Source organism: Chryseobacterium sp. P1-3 (assembly GCF_000738495.1).
Lineage (GTDB): Bacteria > Bacteroidota > Bacteroidia > Flavobacteriales > Weeksellaceae > Chryseobacterium > Chryseobacterium gallinarum.
Map to the genome: position 1 here is coordinate 452,005 of NZ_JPEQ01000004.1, position 16,570 is coordinate 468,574.

A 16,570-nucleotide genomic window follows, 5' to 3' on the forward strand; every position below is an offset into this window, starting at 1 on the left:
TTAATGCGCGTACCCTGCAAAAAAGCTCACAGCCATAATTGCGAGAACAATTGAGGAAATGACTACATAGACGTAGTCTTTTTCTTTTAAATAGCCTATTAAAGCAAAAACAATCCTCATTAACGGAGTGAAAATCAACAACAGGATTCCCAGTTGGATAATAGCCATCCCTTCTCCTTTACATAAAGACTCCCAGAAATGGGTCCATACTTTTTCTGAAGAGCTTCCCATATCCAGGGAAGTGTATTTTTTTGGCATTTCAAAGCCTTCGGTAAACAGCTTGATAAACCCGATCAAAGAAGTAGCTACAGACAGGATAACGCCTAATCTTAGAAGATTTCCTACAGAGCGGTTCAGATCTACATCTGTAAAATTCTTTTTCATTATCTGAAGCTTTTGGTAATACCGTTATACATCATATATACAGACAGGATGGTAATGACAATAGCAAAAAATACTTTCAGCTTTTTTGTTTTTGAAACCATCAGGGTTTTGGAACCGATAAAACTTCCTACTACCACTCCAATCAATACAGGAGCTACAATAACAGGAATAATTTCTCCCCTCTGGAAATAAATCAACGCACTGGCTACAGCGGTTACCCCAATCATAAAGTTACTGGTTGTGGTAGATACTTTGAAAGGTAATTTCATCATATTATCCATCGCCAATACTTTCAGTGCTCCCGAGCCTATTCCTAAAAGTCCGGACATCGCTCCGGCAAACATCATCATCAAAAATCCCGGAACGGTATTTCTTGCAGAATAGTTTTTCAATATTCCCTTATCAGGAAAGGTACCGTAAAGTTTTAGTTTATCTTCCAGACTGCCTTTTATCAAAGGTTCCTGATGATCAGGCTTTCCTTTTAAATTTAAAATCACCGTTAACAGAAGAATGCTCGCAAAAATAATCCCGATGGTATTCGGATTAAGCATTCCTGAAACCAAGGCTCCGATAATAGCTCCGGCTGTAGTGGCTATTTCAAGGAACATTCCGATTCTCATATTGGTAAATCCTTCTTTCACAAATGCTACTGCCGCACCTGAGGAAGTTCCGATAACAGAAATAAGTGAAGCTCCGATAGCATAATGCATAGGAACACCAAAGCCCAGTGTTAATAAAGGAATAATGATAACTCCTCCTCCTAAACCTGTAAGTGAGCCTAAAAGACCTGCTGAAATGGCGCCAAGGAAGAGAATGATAATTTCTGACATGATACAAATAATGTTACAAATATAAAATTATTGTAGTAGTCTTCCAAACATTTGAAAAAGATAAATTTAACGTATTTTTGTATGCATGAAAAGTGAAATGAAATTATTTTATGTGATCCTTGGAGCAACACCCAAGGGGAGAAACATCGAGCAGCACGATGTGTTTTTTGGAATTGCGGAAAGCCTGAAAGACCTGGTTCCCGATATGAAAGAGTTTTGGAAGGAAGCAGAAGGTAAAATCCATGTGGACTGTTATCAGGAAGTGAGGTTTGCAGACGGATATGAAGTAAAGATCGTAGAGAAAGGAGAGGAAACATCAGAACATCAGCTGTACTTTCTTAATCTTGGAGGGTATAAAAAAGGTTTTTTTGAAGAGTTTCATGAGCAGCATTTAATGGTGGGACAATCCATGGGGGAAATTGTGAAGAGGGCAAAAGAAACTGAATTCTATCAGACAATGGGATTTGAAGGAGCCGTAAGCCATATTGATGATAAACATGGAGTAGACATTGATGATATTTTCAATGTTAATGATATCCTTCCTCAAAAAATGAAAGAAAAATATTCCATCGTCCTTCAGAAGTCTGATGCAGGCAATCAGGGAAACCTGATGGGGCTGGGATACTTAAAAATTGATAAAATTCAATAAGAATACAATCTAATATAAAAATAGAAAATGAAAATAGGAATTCTGGGAGGCGGACAGCTGGGAAGAATGCTGATACAAACTGCGTTGAAGTATGATGATGAGTTTTACACACTGGACCCTGCTTCTGACGCTCCGTGTCATAATATCTCATATTTTACACAGGGAAATTTCAACGACTATGAGACGGTGCTGAACTTTGGAAAAGATAAAGATGTGGTAACCATTGAAATAGAACATGTAAATGCAGATGCATTGGCTGAGCTTGAAAAACAGGGCGTAAAAGTAGTACCCAATGCCAGTATCATCAAGACCATCCAGCAAAAAATTCTACAGAAAGAGTTCTATAAAACCCATGATATCCCAAGTCCGGAATTTCAGGTAGTATGGAATAGTGAAGAAAAAATCATCATGCCATTGCCTTTTGTTCAAAAAATGAATACGGGAGGCTATGACGGAAAAGGCGTTCAGGTCATTAAAACAGAAGAAGATTACCAACATTTATGGAAAGAAGCTTCAGTAATAGAAAGTCTTGTAGACATAGATAAAGAACTTTCCGTGATTGTTGCCAGAAACGAAAGAGGAGAAACCAATACCTTCCCGGTTACGGAAATGGTTGCCGACCCCAAACTGAACCTGCTTGATTTTAACGTGTGCCCGGTACTCCTGACTGAAGATGTTCAGCGCCAGATAGACTCTATTACAGAAAAATTCCTGAATGCGGTCAATTCTCCGGGATTGTTTGCCATCGAACTGTTCCTGGATAAACAAGGAAAGGTATGGGTGAATGAAACCGCTCCGAGATTACACAATTCCGGACACCAAAGCCAGGAAGGGAATACGAATTCACAATTTGAGCAGATGTACCGTGTAGTGAAGAATCTTCCTTTGGCAGATACGGATGCAATCACTTATAGTGGGATGCTGAACCTTGTAGGAGCAGAGGGCTATGCCGGTAAAGTAGTATATGAAGGCATGGAGGAAGTACTTAAACTTCCGGAAACCTATGTGCATTTGTATGGAAAAACCGAAACCAAACCAGGCAGAAAAATGGGACACATTAACGTGCTGGCTGATTCCAGAGAAGAACTGATGGAGAAATTGGTGATGGTAAAAGGAATGGTGCGGGTAATTTCAAAATAATGGATTAAAAAAATATAAAAAGGCAGCTGTTCCATAGGAGAAGCTGCCTTTTTACTTTGAATATCATTCTGTTTTCTTGCAGGTTGAAGATGATATGGATGTGTTGGAACCCCTGAAAGAAATATGAAATACATTCAATAGACACGGGCTTTAGCCCGCGTATCAATAATATCCATTCAATTTGGCTGTAGCCAAAGCTTATAGCAATATTTTTGTATTCGTATTTTACAGAGCAGGAACTCATCCTTTTAACAGGCCAGTCTGTCTAAAAAGGTATAGCCAGTATTCTGCCTTTATATTCTCCCTTTTCAATAATAAAAAGAGCAGCATAAGCTCCGGCACCTTCCGAATTATTCATCATAATGTAGAGTGTATCATTATGAAGATCAACATAACACCGGGTGGATTCATTGTTTACATTAAATAAATTTTCGATATCCTTTTGAGGAATTTGAATCGTTTTGTTTCCTGTCTGTATTGTAATGGATTTATAATAGGTCTGAGGCACCAGACCATCGGTACCCCAGATTTCCTGACCTTTATACTTCTCTAATAACCGGTCATTACCGGCTGTTACAGAAGAAAAATCCTTTTTATGTCCCGGATAATCAAACGGTCCGGAAAGGATACTTACTGTACGGTTTCCGGATTTAAATACAGCATTATCTGTATTTTTTACTGTTGATGGAACTTCAGTATAAGATTCAATAAATTTTACTCTCGAGCGGTGAATATACCCGGTAAGAGGTTTTTCTTTTTTATGGCTGTAATCAATATTAAGCCAGCTTTCATCGGGATCTTCGGAAAAGATGTAAAGAATCTCTTCCGAGTTGATTTTCCCTATGATATTACTTTTGGCATCTGCATTTTTCCTTACGTTGACATAACCGTCTTTATCTACAACTTTTGCAAACTGGGCAAAGGAGAGCTGTGTACTTAAAGCTGCCAGGAGAAGGAATATTTTCTTCGTTTTCAATGTTACGGATTTTATTCGGCAAAAATACTTGTTAATGATTATTTGAAGATCTTCTGAATCACATTTCCGATTTCTACAAAATCTCCATGATTTCCTACGGAACGTATTTCCGGGCTGTTTTTATCATATTCGGAGAAGGGGAAGATCAGCAGGTAATTGTTATCATTCAGGTATCTGTTCAGGAGTTCAGGGATCAGTCTCATCCTTGGAATGTAGGATTGCATTCCGCGTTTTGCCATAAAAATAATCAGGGCTTCATCTGCCTTAAGCTGGGTAGCGGTTTTTTCACCATCCTGCCAGGTATTCATAATGATAAATTCTGCTTCTATATTGGCTTTTTTAATGATTTTCTGAAGGATGTCCACAATATTTTCAGGAGCATAAAAAACCATGGTTGCACCGGAGTTTCTGGCAATATTCCATACCCGCAGGAGAGCATGGAAAAAACCTGCTTCCTTATGGGCGTTTTCAGGAATCATTACAGCATATTTTTTTTATTGTAGACAAGGGTTGTGCTGCATGGTATACCAATACATTCACGTCATCATTCTGGAGGTATCCGTTGTATAAATTATATACGAAAGAAGGGGAGAAGCCCTTTTCATCTTCCAATCCGATAATAAGATCGGTAATATTCTGTTCTTTGATAACGTTATTTACCCCGTTGATCACGTCATTATCATATCTTTTAAGAGGCTGTAGCTTTACATCGGCAGCTGCGGCAGTATCTGTTGCCTGATGAAGAAGTTTTTCAGCATTTTTTACTGAAGATTCATTTTTATCTTCATTGATCACGTTCAAAGCAAACAGATCTTCCGTATTGGAATGGGCTTTTATCAGTATTCCCAGGTTTACCATCCTCTCTACAGTTTCCTCATGATTAATAGCGAGAAGGATATTTTCTTCTTCATGGCTATCCCCGGAAACAGTATCTTCATTATCACTTTCTGCAATTTTCTGGGCACTTGCCATGGAAATAAAGGATGAAATGGTACAGGAAATCAGGATAAGTAAAATACTTCCGTTCAGGACATGTTCATTCAATAATCTTACCGGTTCTCCGGTTTCTGTTTCAGAAAGAATAATATTATAACCTACCATTACAGAGGCCAGTGTAGCAGCAGCAGAGGCGGAGCTTAATCCGAAAATCAGTTTTCCTTCCTCTTTGGTAAGGCGGAAAGTTTTTTGGGTAGCTACTGCAGAAAGATATTTTCCGCCAATAGAAGCAACAAGCATAATTGCGGCTACCTCAAGTGTTTCCCAGCTTTTAAAAAATACTTTAAAATCAATCAGCATTCCCACACTGATCAGGAAGAAAGGAATAAAGATTGCGTTTCCCACAAATTCTACCCTGTTCATTAAGGAAGAGGTATGCGGGATGAGCCTGTTTAAAGCAAGTCCTGCAAAGAAGGCTCCAATGATGGCTTCTACACCTGCCAGTTCGGCAAGCAGTGCTGCCAGATAGATCATGACCAGCACAAAAATATATTGTGAGATTTTATCATCTACTTTTTTGAAAAACCACCGCCCTATTATCGGGAATACTATAAGTACAATTAAAGCAAAAAGTACAAAAGAAACGGATAAAGTAACCCAAAACTCTGTTCCTACATCTCCCTGCGACATACCAACAATCACAGCAAGTACCAATAATGCCAGGATATCAGTAATCATGGTACCGCCCACAGTGATATTTACTGCTTTATTTTTGGCAATTCCCAGCTTGCTTACTAAAGGATAGGCAATCAGGGTATGGGATGAAAAGAGGCTGGCAAACAGGATAGAAGTAAGCATTGAAAAATGGAGCAGGTAGTATCCTCCCAAATATCCTAAAACAAAAGGAACAGTAAAAGTATAGATTCCAAAAGTAAGGCTTTTCCATTTGTTTTTCTTGAAATCTCCCATATCAATTTCCAGCCCTGCCAGGAACATAATATAAAGAAGTCCCGTAGTTCCCGTCACTACAATACTGCTGTCTCTGGAGAGTACATTGAAACCGTTGGGTCCTATAACAGCACCGGCGATAATGAGTCCCAGTAAATGAGGGACTTTAATTTTATTCAATAGCAGGGGAGCCGCAAGAATGATAACCAATACTAACAGGAATTTCAGTACCGGATCTTCTATGGGAAAACTCAGATTGTGTATACTCAGTAAAATCATATGTGTTTATTTGGTGGAACGTACTAGTTCAACAGAGAATTTAGCATTACAGCCATCAGAAGTAATGGTTCGGATCCCTTTGATTTTGTTATCGGAAATGTCATTAAGAACAACATTCATTTCTACATTCTTTTTAGCAGTAGAGTCCGTTTTAAAAGAAAGTCTGATCTCATTATTTTCAAATTTACCGGAATATAACCTTACCAGGTTATTGTTATTGATAATCTTGGTAACAGGCTGTGTGGAATCATTATCGAATTCCCAGATATCGGTTCGCTGATCACCTACTGCATAATCGCTGCAATTGGATTCCGTACAGATTACTTTTCCGTTCCAGGAACCTACAATCTCGGACGGCCATGCAGCAGCAATTATTACAGAATCTTTTTTAGCAAAGATACTGTCCTTCATTTTCAGGAGGGCCTGGTATTCGGATTCTTTCTTTGCAAATAATTTTTCTTTTTCAAGTAATTGTTTCTCCCTCTCTGTCAGGTTTTTCTCTTTTTCTTTGTAATCACAGCTTATCAAAAGAAAAGAAACCGCAGAAAGAATAAAAAAATGTGTTTTTCAGCATGTCGTATAGGTTGGGTATACAAGATAAGAAAAATAGAAGAAATATGAAAATTCAAGGCAGGAAAACGCCATATATTAAGACATTCCGGTCTTTGATGCTTACAATATCCATATGATAATAAGGATATTGTAAGACCAGTTTCCGTTTCATTTTATTGGGGCAGTTTTTGTTTCTTAAACATTTCAGGAGTATAGTTAATAATAAAAACACCCAGGATAATGAGTAAAGCCGCGATAATAAATTTAAAGGAAATGTGTTCTCCAAGGATCAGCCAGCTTAAGAATATTGAAATGACAGTATTGATATAGGCCAATATCGAAACCTGGACAGGTGAAACTTTGGTGAGTGCATAATGAAATGCAAAGAAAGCTGCGACAGAGCCAAATATGGATAAATAGAGCATCGCAGAAATACTTTTAAGACTCCAATTACCAAAATTATAATTTTCCGAAAACAAAAAAGCAAAAATAAGCTGAACAATTCCGGCAAACAGGAACTGATAAAATAAATTCAAAGAAATATTTCCGCTATGGAGATTTAGTTTTTTGGTAAAAATGGTTCCTGAGGCCCATCCTGCGATGGCTATAAAAAGAAACAGAATTCCCATGGCATAATCCGGGTTTTTAAGATCATGAATACCATCCCAGAATATAAAAACAATACCTCCGAAACACATCATAACTCCTGCAAAAGCCCTCCAGCTGAATTTTTGAAGACCTAATGCCAAACTGCCTAAAAATACAAGGATAGGAGAGCAGGCGCTTATCAGGGAAGTCAGGCTGCTGGTTACTTCCTCCTCCGCTACCGTGGTCATTCCATTAGCGATTACCAGCATGAGCAGGGAGAATATAATCTGGTACCTGAGGTTTTTCCATCCGATCCATTTAAATTCTTTCCTGTAAACAAGAATAGAGAACATAATAAGAGAAGCAAGAAACTGACGGATTCCTGCTACAAACCATGCGGGAATAGTCTCTACCGCAACCCGTATCGATAAAAAAGTAGTACCCCAGACAATAGCTACGGTACATACAGCCAGTGTAAGTTTATAATCTTTCAAAATTTAATGTGGTGTAACAGCAAATATATCCCTTTTAACAGGAATTATTATGGATACAGATGCTATAATTTATAGGAGTACAGATGAAAAATCTACGCCAAAAAAATATGTATTAATTATTTAAATTTTAAGAAGTAAGTCTATTGAAAAAATAAATTCTTTAAGTAGTGTAATCATGAAACCGGTGGTGATGTTTTTGTAGTTCATCTTTACATATTTATTTTTTATCTTTGAGACCTCTAATAAATTGAAGAATGGTAGGAATTATTATGGGCAGTCAGAGTGATCTGCCGATCATGGAACAGGCTGCGAATTTTCTTAAAAGTCTTGATATTCCATATGAGCTGACAGTGGTTTCAGCCCACAGAACACCGGAAAGAATGTTTGATTATGCAAAAACAGCTAAAGAAAGAGGACTGAAGGTAATTATTGCAGGAGCAGGAGGCGCAGCACACCTTCCGGGAATGGTGGCCAGCTGTACAACCCTTCCTGTGATCGGGGTTCCTATTTTGTCCAGTAATTCTATTGACGGATGGGATTCGGTTTTATCAATTCTTCAGATGCCGGGGGGAATTCCGGTGGCTACAGTAGCTTTAAACGGTGCTTTGAATGCCGGTATCCTGGCTGCCAAGATTCTGGGAAGTGCTGATCAAAATGTAGCCGGAAACCTGCAAAAATACCAGGATTCTTTAAAAGATAAAGTATTAGGAACTGTTGATGACATTAAGGCACAGCATCCGAATCATTTTGATCAATAATGTAAACTGAATATGTAAAAAGCCTCACTATTACTTAGATGAGGCTTTTTTATTGTTTTGATCAGTGTTCTAAAAAAATTCCAGCCCGGATAGATCAGTATTATTCCTGGATCATATTGTCTCGTGTATTTTTTTGCACGGCAATAGCTCCAAAAAGTGCCAATAGAAATGCGAAAGCATAAAATCCTTTTTCACTGGGAAGGATGGTGGCATTCCAAAGACCGATGGCCAGCAGCACAATGGATGATAACGTGGCAAACCAGCAAATCCCATAATAAATGTCTGTTACCTGGATATTTTCTAACCGGTCCCGAACCGCTTTTTGCAGAGATACAACAGCAAATAAGCCATACAATAGGATAGTAAAATAATATCCTTTTTCATTAAGCTCCATTTCAGCTCTGGCAAGGCCTGTAATGAAACCAATCATTCCTGCTGCCAATGCTACCCATGATGCTGCGACAAACGCATTTGATACTCTTTGTTTTTTCATGTATTAATGTTTGTTTAAAGGGGGTAAATATATTCAATTTTTAGGAATATCAATAGGTGAAAGTAAAATTATGGGTAAAATACGGATGATAGACACCGTTGAATATATTGCATTCCATGTAATTTAGAATGACAAGTTTCGGCTAAATCCAAGATGTTTTTTATTATATTTTAAGCGGACTTTAGTCCGCTTCTATTGAATGGATTCTCACCTTAACTCAAAATTCAAAAAGGTTATATCTAGCCTCGATAGCAGCGGTTACCCCACAGCAGGTATGGATTTTAGCGTTGGAGCGAGGAGTATGAGCGGATAGCGAGAATAGCTCCTAAAAAATAAAAGACCTTCCAAAATATTGAAAAGTCTTTTATTTATAATTAAGATTAAAATCTTAGTATCTGTAGTACTCAGGCTTGAATGGACCTTTTACATCTACTCCGATGTACTCAGCCTGCTCAGGGGAAAGAGTTTCAAGCTCTACGCTTAATTTTTTAAGGTGTAAAGCTGCTACTTTTTCATCTAAGTGCTTAGGAAGCATGTATACTTCGTTTTTGTAAGCTGCGGAATTGGTCCAAAGCTCGATTTGCGCCAAAGTCTGGTTAGAAAAAGAGTTAGACATTACGAAGCTTGGATGTCCTGTAGCACATCCTAAGTTAACCAATCTTCCTTCTGCAAGGATGATTACTTCTTTACCTTCAATGGTGTAGATGTCTACCTGAGGCTTCACTTCAGATTTCGTGTGACCATAGTTTTTGTTTAACCAGGCCATATCAATTTCGTTATCGAAGTGTCCGATGTTACAAACGATTGCCTTATCTTTCATCTTAAGGAAGTGTTCTCCCCTTACGATATTGAAGTTACCGGTAGTGGTAATGATGATGTCTGCATTGTCTACTACGGTATCCAGTCTTTTTACTTCATATCCGTCCATAGCAGCCTGAAGCGCACAGATCGGGTCGATTTCTGTAACGGTAACGATAGAGCCCGCTCCTCTGAATGAAGCAGCAGTACCTTTACCTACGTCTCCGTATCCGCAAACTACCACTCTTTTTCCTGCCAGCATTACGTCTGTAGCTCTTCTTACAGCATCTACTGCAGATTCTTTACATCCGTATTTGTTGTCGAATTTAGACTTGGTTACAGAGTCGTTTACGTTGATAGCAGGAATTACTAAAAGTTCCGTTCTTCATTCTCTCATATAATCTGTGTACTCCTGTAGTTGTTTCTTCAGAAAGTCCTTTAATATCTTTTGTGAATTCAGGATATCTGTCAAACACCATGTTGGTTAAGTCTCCGCCATCATCCAAGATCATGTTCAATGGTTTTCTTTCTTCCCCAAAGAATAACGTCTGCTCAATACACCAGTCAAATTCCTCTTCAGTCAGACCTTTCCATGCATACACAGGAATTCCTGCAGCAGCAATGGCAGCGGCAGCGTGATCCTGAGTGGAGAAGATATTACAGGAAGACCATGTAACCTCTGCTCCTAAAGCTACTAGTGTTTCGATAAGCACAGCTGTCTGGATGGTCATGTGAAGACATCCTGCGATTCTTGCTCCTTTGAGGGGTTGGGATGGTCCGTATTCTTCACGGATAGCCATCAAGCCCGGCATTTCTGCTTCTGCCAGGGTAATTTCTTTTCTTCCCCATTCTGCCAGGGTGATATCCTTTACTTTATAAGGAACGTATTGTGTTGTAGTACTCATATGTAATGAATAGTTTTTAAATTCAATTGATAACGAACTGCAAAATTACAATTAAAAATTAAGATAAAAAAACGACAATCGGGTTCTGCTTTAAGAGATTATACATAGATTAAGAATCGCCTGTTGGTTAGGATTGTTTTTGCAGATAAATAAAAACAAGCCTCTTTCGGTTTCAGACTTCCGGTTTTTCTTACCGTTTTCTCTTTCCACATCTTTTTACTACTTTTATCGAATAAAAAAACAATGCCCCTTTACCGAGATTTTTCTGATGATAATGCCACTATCCTTGTCTGGAAGTATGACGAAAGTGAAAACCTTGATATCCATGAACTTCTGGAACCTGAAAATGCCGAAAAGGTAAAAGATTATCATCCCAAAAAACTTCTTGAAGTATTGATGGTGCGCAAACTTCTGAAAGGGTTAAAACCAGATTCCAAAATTCTGTATAAAGAAAGAGAGCCTTTTCTTTCACCTAAGGATGCTGAAATCTCCATTACCCATTCTTTTCCTTTTGCTGCTATTGCTATTTCTAAGAATAAAATAGGAATAGACGTGGAGAAATTCAACCCTAAAATTTTAAGGGTCATTGATAAATTTACCTACGAAAATGAAAGAGGATTTATCCCGGAAGATAAGGCTGATACTTTTTACACCATTATCTGGAGCGTAAAGGAAAGTATGTACAAGATCCATCATTCAAAATACTGGTCTTTGAAAAAAAATTATGAAGTAAAACCCTTTGAATTAAAGCATCTTCATAAAATAAGCTGTCGTGTATATGACGACCAATTTTCAGATGAATTCAAAGCCAGAGTAGAGTTTTTTGATGACTACTGTTTTACGATTGTGGAGGAGTAGATGGTTTCTGTTTTAATAACTGCCGTATGGAAACAAGGTGTCCAAAAAGAACGACAGGAACAATAAATGTAGGGAGCCAGCTAAATGGAAAGTAAAGTATGGCAATATTAGGCTGGTGAAATGCAATCTTTTGTAACGGAGATGGCGCTGAAAGAAACGCAATTAATACTATATTGAGCAGTAGTGCAAGACTTAGAATATTCCAGCATACAATAAAATTTCTACTTATTTTTGATATTCTTATTCCATAATAAGCAATAAACGGAGCCGAAATACCTGCGAGAATATCAAAGTTAATTCCTTTAAATGTCATAAGTTCAGGCACCGTTTTGTATAGGAATAGCTCATATAGAATTATTTCAACAAAAATTCTTATTGTATTTAGATAAGTAATATGCAAAAGTGACAGGTGATCAATAAACAATTTTCCTTTTTCCAGATTAAAAATAAAAATCATAACAAACACCGGCGGAAGGATCCCAAACAATACAATTTTTGGGGGCAGTGAATTTAAATCACTATTATATACACCATTCAAAGATAAAGCTGCCTGAATCATCAGCCAACAGAACAGGATAAGAAAGATTATTCCTGCTTTTGACTGTATAATTTTTGAATCAGAATTTTTGACTGACCAGCAAAATAGCAGTAAGGTCACGAAAGTGATGATTCCAAAAAATAATGAAATGTGAATTGGCAGTTTTTCCATGGTTTATTTTTAACTAAGATATTACAATTAGCCAAAAACCGGATTGCCATAGGACAATTAACAAAATATAAAGTATTAGGATTCTCCTACCTTTTCAGCCCTGTATTTTTCAATTACTTTTCTCTGTTCTTTGGCAACATCATAGATCAGTTCAAGAATATCATGGATGTTTTTAAGCTCCGTAAGATGAGAAATCTTGTCGGGATCCCTCCTGTCGATGATATCATTTTCCTCAATTTCAGTTTTTCTTTTCAGAAGCATATCTTCAATGGAAGAATCTTCAGGTTCAAGACGGCTTTCCATCCTAAGAGCTTCAGTAATATTCTCCCCGTTCAGTAAAGTTGAGGTTTGCTGCATTTCGGCTTCAATTTTTCTGCTCCAGCTTTCAGCGTCTATTTCAGGATATTGCTCATTGCTTTTAGAATATTGAGACAAAGAAGCCGTATAAGCTGTGATAAGATGGGAGGTGGCTACAAACTGATGAACGACTTCCAGTTTTTTCTGCTGGTTCTTGGGATCGGAAATCATTCTTTGAAAATTATCGGAAAGGTTGGCCAGGGAAATGATCGCATTTTTCCGCTTTACCTTATAATCTTCAAGGTCAAAATCACCCTGTAAAAACTTAGAAATAACACTTTGGAAATAGATGAGGTTATCTGCAGCAGATTTTTTCATCAGATCCAGGTTTTGGGTATGCTCCCAGACAGGCAATATAATATATGATACAGCAAAAGCGATGATTCCTGCAATTGCAGTATCTAAAACCCTGTCTTTGAATATAATGTCTATTTTTCCGGGGTTTAAAAAATTGAAACTCAGGAAAACATAAATGGTCATAAATAATACGGCCCAATAATAACGTCCTTTCAAAAAGCTGAAACACATGATCATGCTGATCAGTAATATGGCGAACAATATTCCGTTAATATGGATAAAATGCAGAATTATATAAGCTATGACAGCCCCTGTAATAGTTCCGTAAAGACGCAGAAGATTTCGCTTCTTGGTAATGGAATAAGCCGGCTTTAAAATGGCGGTAATCGTAATTAATATCCAGTAGGTATGCCCCAGTCCCAGAAAATCGAACATAGAGAAAAGGTAGCCCAGCAGTAAAGCGGTTGTAATCCTTATGGCATGACGAAAATGGGAAGAAGATAAAGAGATATTATTCCTTAAAACCTTAGCATTAAGTTTGGGCTCATTGGGCATGAACTTCTTTAAGTCTAATCCGGTGGATAAACTTTTTGCCAGTTTTACATTCTGGGAAAATACTTTATAAATTTCGTTGATCTCTTTGGTAATTTCATTGATGCGCATCAGGATCTGGCGCAGGATCATGAAATTTTCCAGGTTGTCGGGAGATAATTGTTTATTTCTGAGCTCGAAATAGTGATAATTGAGGTTTTTTAGTTCAAGCTCAAGATTGAACATCGGCTTTGCGCGGGTACCGCTCTGAAGAGCAATCCCGATATTGGTAATTTCTTCAGCCAGAAGGTTGAGATAATCATGAATATTGACCAGGATCATGCTGTCTTCAAAGCTTTGCTGCAGTTTCTGATAATCACTTTCAGAAGTCATCAGCTTTTCATGAAGGTCCATAGAATTCAGGAACATCAGCATCAGCAAACGGCTGGTGGTAGTAGATTCATTAACAATTGTCCTTGTTTTGAAAACCGTTTCCCTGGTGTCTTCCTGCAGGTTTTTGATTTCAATCTGTTTGGCAATAACCTGGGTAGTAAGCTTATTAAAATCAGGATTTTTCTGGTAATAATTGGCTTTTATCTTTAAAAATTCAGCCAGCTGAAGGTAGTTTTCTCCAATCATCTGACCTGCCAGCTTATAAGGACGAATGGTTGTTACAACAAGAAATATAAGCAAAAACCAGATACATCCGCAGGCAAAGATAAGCAAGCTCTTTAAGATATTGCTTCCGGTAAGATGTCCGTCAATAAAGATGGCGAGTACCACCAATGATAACGAACCTACGGCAGCCAGCCTTTGCCCGTATACTCCAATCAGGGAAAAAAACATTCCGAATACAATAATCTCAAGAAGTACCAGGATTTTGAAGTTCATCACCAAACTGGCAATAAGTGCCACAAAAACAAAGCAGCAGATGGCAAAGGCAAGAGCGTTTCTCCTCCGGATAAAAGGTCCTGGCTGATCGGTAAGCGCTACGAAGCTGGTCCCCAGAGGAAATAAGAAGTATTCTTTTAAAATGCCGAAGTGGGCAAGGACCAGGCAAGGCAGAACAGTAGCTAATGTAATTCTGATTGCAGAATATACATATTGACTGGTTACAAATTTTTTAAGCTCCGCCGAATAGTTCATACTACAAAAATAGCCATTGGATTTAAAAAATCGCCATAAAGAAGAAACTTTTGTACACTTAAATGTTATTTTTTTACCTTGTTAATAGTTAGTTTTCAAAGTGGATATAAGTGAAATCAGGTATTGCGAATATACAGTGGTAAAAAACATTAGACCGGAGATTATTTTATATTGTTCAAAAGATATTGTAATCCTGCTGACGACCTTTGTTTATGCCCTGGGATAGGGATTATCAGCCGGGTAACTGATTATTGGATAGTCTTAAACTCATATTCCACCATATGCCCTTGCCAGTCTTTTTTATATCCTGTAAGCTGTTTTCCTTTGTATTGTAACCGGAATCCTTCTAAAAAATGATCTTCCGGAAGTTTTCCGGGATAGAATAGAATGATCTTGCCATCTGGTTTTTGTTTCCAATTGGCCTTGATTTGGTATTTGACAGATTCACTGCATGACCTTACATTTTTTTCTGTGATGGAAACCTGGTTGTTTTTAAAGTTCAATAGGAGATAGATCGTATATCCGGCACAGGGGTCAGGTTCGCTCGTCTCTTCACAGACATTTCCTATGACGGTTTGAAAATTTTTTATTGATAAGATTAGTTTGTGAGAAACAAACGGGGCTGCTTAGTATTGTCAAAAATATCAGGATATTTTTTTTTCATCTTTGGTATTCTTTAACAAAAAAGCCTCATGATCATGAGGCTTTGTATGATTGATGTTATCTTAACGATCATTGTTTGATGTTTCGTCTCCTATATTCCAGGTAAGACCAAAACGTAAGGTATTATCTAAAGCTGTATTGATTTTAGACATGTTGATCAGGTAAGACAGATCAAGGGCAAACGAACGGTATTTTAACCCAATACCGGCAGTGGCAAACTGTCTTGCTCCCTGCTCTTCACTTTCATGGAAGTAACCTCCTCTTACGGAGAAAGCATTATCATATGAATATTCCAGGGCGCCACTATACATGATGCTGTTTTTATTTTTGAAAGATTTCCCGATACCTGCCATTACACCCACATTCGGAATTTCGTATCTGGGTTGTCTTGTATTAGGGTCTATACCTACATACTCAGATCCCGGAACTAAAAGTTTCGAACCTTCCACACTGATTCCGATTCTGTTCAGGTCATCCAGGTACATATCATATCCAACTCCTAATCTTGCCATTGTCGGCAGGTAGGATCTTGATTCTTCATTTCCTGTATAATCAAGTTTAGGACCCAGGTTCTGGACAGCAAAACCTGCGTTTACTTTACCATCATAACCTCCGATACTGGAGAATCTTGGAGAAGTATAGTATCCTGAAATATCTACTGCAAAAGAGTTGGCCGCTTTAAGAGTGGTGTCGGTGTTGAATCCGCCGGCTAAGTCAGAACGAATGAATCTACCTGTCACTGCCATGGAATAGGAGTCGGAAAGCTTCATGCCGTAAGCCACATCAATGGAGAATTCATTGGGTTTTGATGTACCCATCGAAGCTACTTCCGTACCTACCAATTGAGTAAGATCTACCTGCCCCATATTGAAGTAATAGATACTTGCAGAAATGGTAGATCTTTCTTCCTGTCCCAGGAATTTATGAAATGCAGCGTATAATAAGAATACATCATTGGTAAGTTTCCCCATGTATGGCGTATAGTTAAGACCAATGGAAGAACTTGAGCTGCTAAAAGGATATTTTGCGGCGTTCCAGAATTGAGAAAAAGCATCCGAAGAGGTTACTACCCCCTGGTCTCCCATACCTCCTGATCTTGCATCCGGTGCAATTCTTAGGAAAGGAGCTCCGGTCAATACTGGGCCTACTTTACCTAAATCTTGCGAATAGCCTAGAAAACCAGCACTTAAACCAAATCCTAAAAGCAGTTTAGTAGTTAAATTCATATGTTGTCTTTTATATATTATCAGTTTTTTATTAATTTTATTGTCTATGTATT

16 protein-coding genes and 1 pseudogene are annotated in these 16,570 nt (G+C 38.0%); 4 read left to right on the forward strand and 13 right to left on the reverse strand.

From position 1 onward, the window contains the following. On the reverse strand, window positions 1-384 hold the full coding sequence (locus HX13_RS04865; protein ID WP_050020126.1) for a DUF1634 domain-containing protein: 384 nt from the start codon (window positions 382-384) through the stop codon (window positions 1-3). Next, window positions 384-1,214 (reverse strand): sulfite exporter TauE/SafE family protein, encoded by an 831-nt coding sequence (locus tag HX13_RS04870; protein WP_050020127.1) that lies wholly within the window; start codon window positions 1,212-1,214, stop codon window positions 384-386. The genes HX13_RS04865 and HX13_RS04870 overlap by 1 nt, the downstream gene beginning before the upstream one ends. Window positions 1,215-1,311: 97 nt before the next feature. Between HX13_RS04870 and HX13_RS04875 the strand changes: the two genes are divergently transcribed. Then, window positions 1,312-1,863, forward strand: a complete 552-nt coding sequence (locus HX13_RS04875) for a DUF1543 domain-containing protein (protein ID WP_050020468.1) — start codon at window positions 1,312-1,314, stop codon at window positions 1,861-1,863. 27 nt (window positions 1,864-1,890) lie between these two features. Next, on the forward strand, window positions 1,891-3,003 hold the full coding sequence (locus tag HX13_RS04880) for a 5-(carboxyamino)imidazole ribonucleotide synthase (protein ID WP_050020128.1): 1,113 nt from the start codon (window positions 1,891-1,893) through the stop codon (window positions 3,001-3,003). Between the two features lie 265 nt (window positions 3,004-3,268). Here the strand turns inward: HX13_RS04880 and HX13_RS04885 are convergent, their stop codons facing one another. From HX13_RS04885 to HX13_RS04900, 5 genes are all read right to left on the reverse strand, one after another. After that, window positions 3,269-3,979 (reverse strand): SH3 domain-containing protein, encoded by a 711-nt coding sequence (locus HX13_RS04885; RefSeq protein ID WP_050020129.1) that lies wholly within the window; start codon window positions 3,977-3,979, stop codon window positions 3,269-3,271. 38 nt (window positions 3,980-4,017) lie between these two features. Then, complete coding sequence (locus tag HX13_RS23425) at window positions 4,018-4,458, reverse strand: hypothetical protein (protein ID WP_238555038.1); 441 nt, start codon at window positions 4,456-4,458, stop codon at window positions 4,018-4,020. Beyond that, a complete protein-coding gene (locus HX13_RS04890; protein ID WP_238555039.1) occupies window positions 4,448-6,142 on the reverse strand; it encodes a cation:proton antiporter in 1,695 nt (564 codons plus the stop codon). The genes HX13_RS23425 and HX13_RS04890 overlap by 11 nt, the downstream gene beginning before the upstream one ends. 6 nt (window positions 6,143-6,148) lie before the next feature. Beyond that, a complete protein-coding gene (locus HX13_RS04895) occupies window positions 6,149-6,670 on the reverse strand; it encodes a hypothetical protein (RefSeq protein WP_238555040.1) in 522 nt (173 codons plus the stop codon). Between the two features lie 197 nt (window positions 6,671-6,867). Further along, window positions 6,868-7,776 carry a DMT family transporter gene (locus tag HX13_RS04900; RefSeq protein WP_050020131.1) on the reverse strand — a complete coding sequence of 303 codons (909 nt, stop codon included), beginning with the start codon at window positions 7,774-7,776 and terminating at the stop codon, window positions 6,868-6,870. Between the two features lie 254 nt (window positions 7,777-8,030). On the opposite strand from HX13_RS04900, the gene purE reads away from it, so the two are divergent. Further along, complete coding sequence (purE, locus tag HX13_RS04905; protein ID WP_050020132.1) at window positions 8,031-8,534, forward strand: 5-(carboxyamino)imidazole ribonucleotide mutase; 504 nt, start codon at window positions 8,031-8,033, stop codon at window positions 8,532-8,534. Window positions 8,535-8,634: 100 nt separating this feature from the next. Here purE and yiaA read toward each other — a convergent pair whose 3' ends face one another. Both yiaA and ahcY read right to left on the reverse strand, forming a co-directional pair. Beyond that, complete coding sequence (gene yiaA, locus HX13_RS04910; RefSeq protein WP_050020133.1) at window positions 8,635-9,027, reverse strand: inner membrane protein YiaA; 393 nt, start codon at window positions 9,025-9,027, stop codon at window positions 8,635-8,637. Between the two features lie 388 nt (window positions 9,028-9,415). Further along, a pseudogene (gene ahcY, locus HX13_RS04915) lies at window positions 9,416-10,730 on the reverse strand (adenosylhomocysteinase). Window positions 10,731-10,973: 243 nt separating this feature from the next. Between ahcY and HX13_RS04920 the strand changes: the two are divergent. Beyond that, window positions 10,974-11,588, forward strand: a complete 615-nt coding sequence (locus tag HX13_RS04920; RefSeq protein WP_050020134.1) for a 4'-phosphopantetheinyl transferase family protein — start codon at window positions 10,974-10,976, stop codon at window positions 11,586-11,588. On the opposite strand, the gene HX13_RS23430 is transcribed toward HX13_RS04920, so the two are convergent. The 4 genes from HX13_RS23430 to porV form a co-directional block, all read right to left on the reverse strand. Further along, entirely contained in the window at window positions 11,569-11,901 is a 333-nt protein-coding gene (locus tag HX13_RS23430) for a hypothetical protein (protein WP_228460436.1), read from the reverse strand. The two genes, HX13_RS04920 and HX13_RS23430, sit on opposite strands and share 20 nt — an antisense overlap. Window positions 11,902-12,372: 471 nt before the next feature. After that, window positions 12,373-14,628, reverse strand: coding sequence for an FUSC family protein (locus HX13_RS04930; RefSeq protein WP_050020136.1), 2,256 nt, complete (start codon window positions 14,626-14,628; stop codon window positions 12,373-12,375). Window positions 14,629-14,876: 248 nt separating this feature from the next. After that, window positions 14,877-15,131, reverse strand: coding sequence for a hypothetical protein (locus HX13_RS04935; protein WP_050020137.1), 255 nt, complete (start codon window positions 15,129-15,131; stop codon window positions 14,877-14,879). A gap of 222 nt (window positions 15,132-15,353) precedes the next feature. Next, window positions 15,354-16,517 (reverse strand): type IX secretion system outer membrane channel protein PorV, encoded by a 1,164-nt coding sequence (porV, locus tag HX13_RS04940; protein WP_050020138.1) that lies wholly within the window; start codon window positions 16,515-16,517, stop codon window positions 15,354-15,356. Window positions 16,518-16,570 lie beyond the last annotated feature (53 nt).

Coding starts and splice junctions, on each gene's coding strand:
- HX13_RS04890 (WP_238555039.1), bottom strand. CDS start 6,142: ATGATTTTACTGAGTATACACAATCTGAGTTTTCCCATAGAAGATCCG.
- HX13_RS04880 (WP_050020128.1), top strand. CDS start 1,891: ATGAAAATAGGAATTCTGGGAGGCGGACAGCTGGGAAGAATGCTGATA.
- HX13_RS04930 (WP_050020136.1), bottom strand. CDS start 14,628: ATGAACTATTCGGCGGAGCTTAAAAAATTTGTAACCAGTCAATATGTA.
- purE (WP_050020132.1), top strand. CDS start 8,031: ATGGTAGGAATTATTATGGGCAGTCAGAGTGATCTGCCGATCATGGAA.
- HX13_RS04865 (WP_050020126.1), bottom strand. CDS start 384: ATGAAAAAGAATTTTACAGATGTAGATCTGAACCGCTCTGTAGGAAAT.
- HX13_RS04920 (WP_050020134.1), top strand. CDS start 10,974: ATGCCCCTTTACCGAGATTTTTCTGATGATAATGCCACTATCCTTGTC.
- yiaA (WP_050020133.1), bottom strand. CDS start 9,027: ATGAAAAAACAAAGAGTATCAAATGCGTTTGTCGCAGCATCATGGGTA.
- HX13_RS23425 (WP_238555038.1), bottom strand. CDS start 4,458: ATGATTCCTGAAAACGCCCATAAGGAAGCAGGTTTTTTCCATGCTCTC.
- HX13_RS04875 (WP_050020468.1), top strand. CDS start 1,312: ATGAAATTATTTTATGTGATCCTTGGAGCAACACCCAAGGGGAGAAAC.
- HX13_RS23430 (WP_228460436.1), bottom strand. CDS start 11,901: ATGACATTTAAAGGAATTAACTTTGATATTCTCGCAGGTATTTCGGCT.
- porV (WP_050020138.1), bottom strand. CDS start 16,517: ATGAATTTAACTACTAAACTGCTTTTAGGATTTGGTTTAAGTGCTGGT.
- HX13_RS04870 (WP_050020127.1), bottom strand. CDS start 1,214: ATGTCAGAAATTATCATTCTCTTCCTTGGCGCCATTTCAGCAGGTCTT.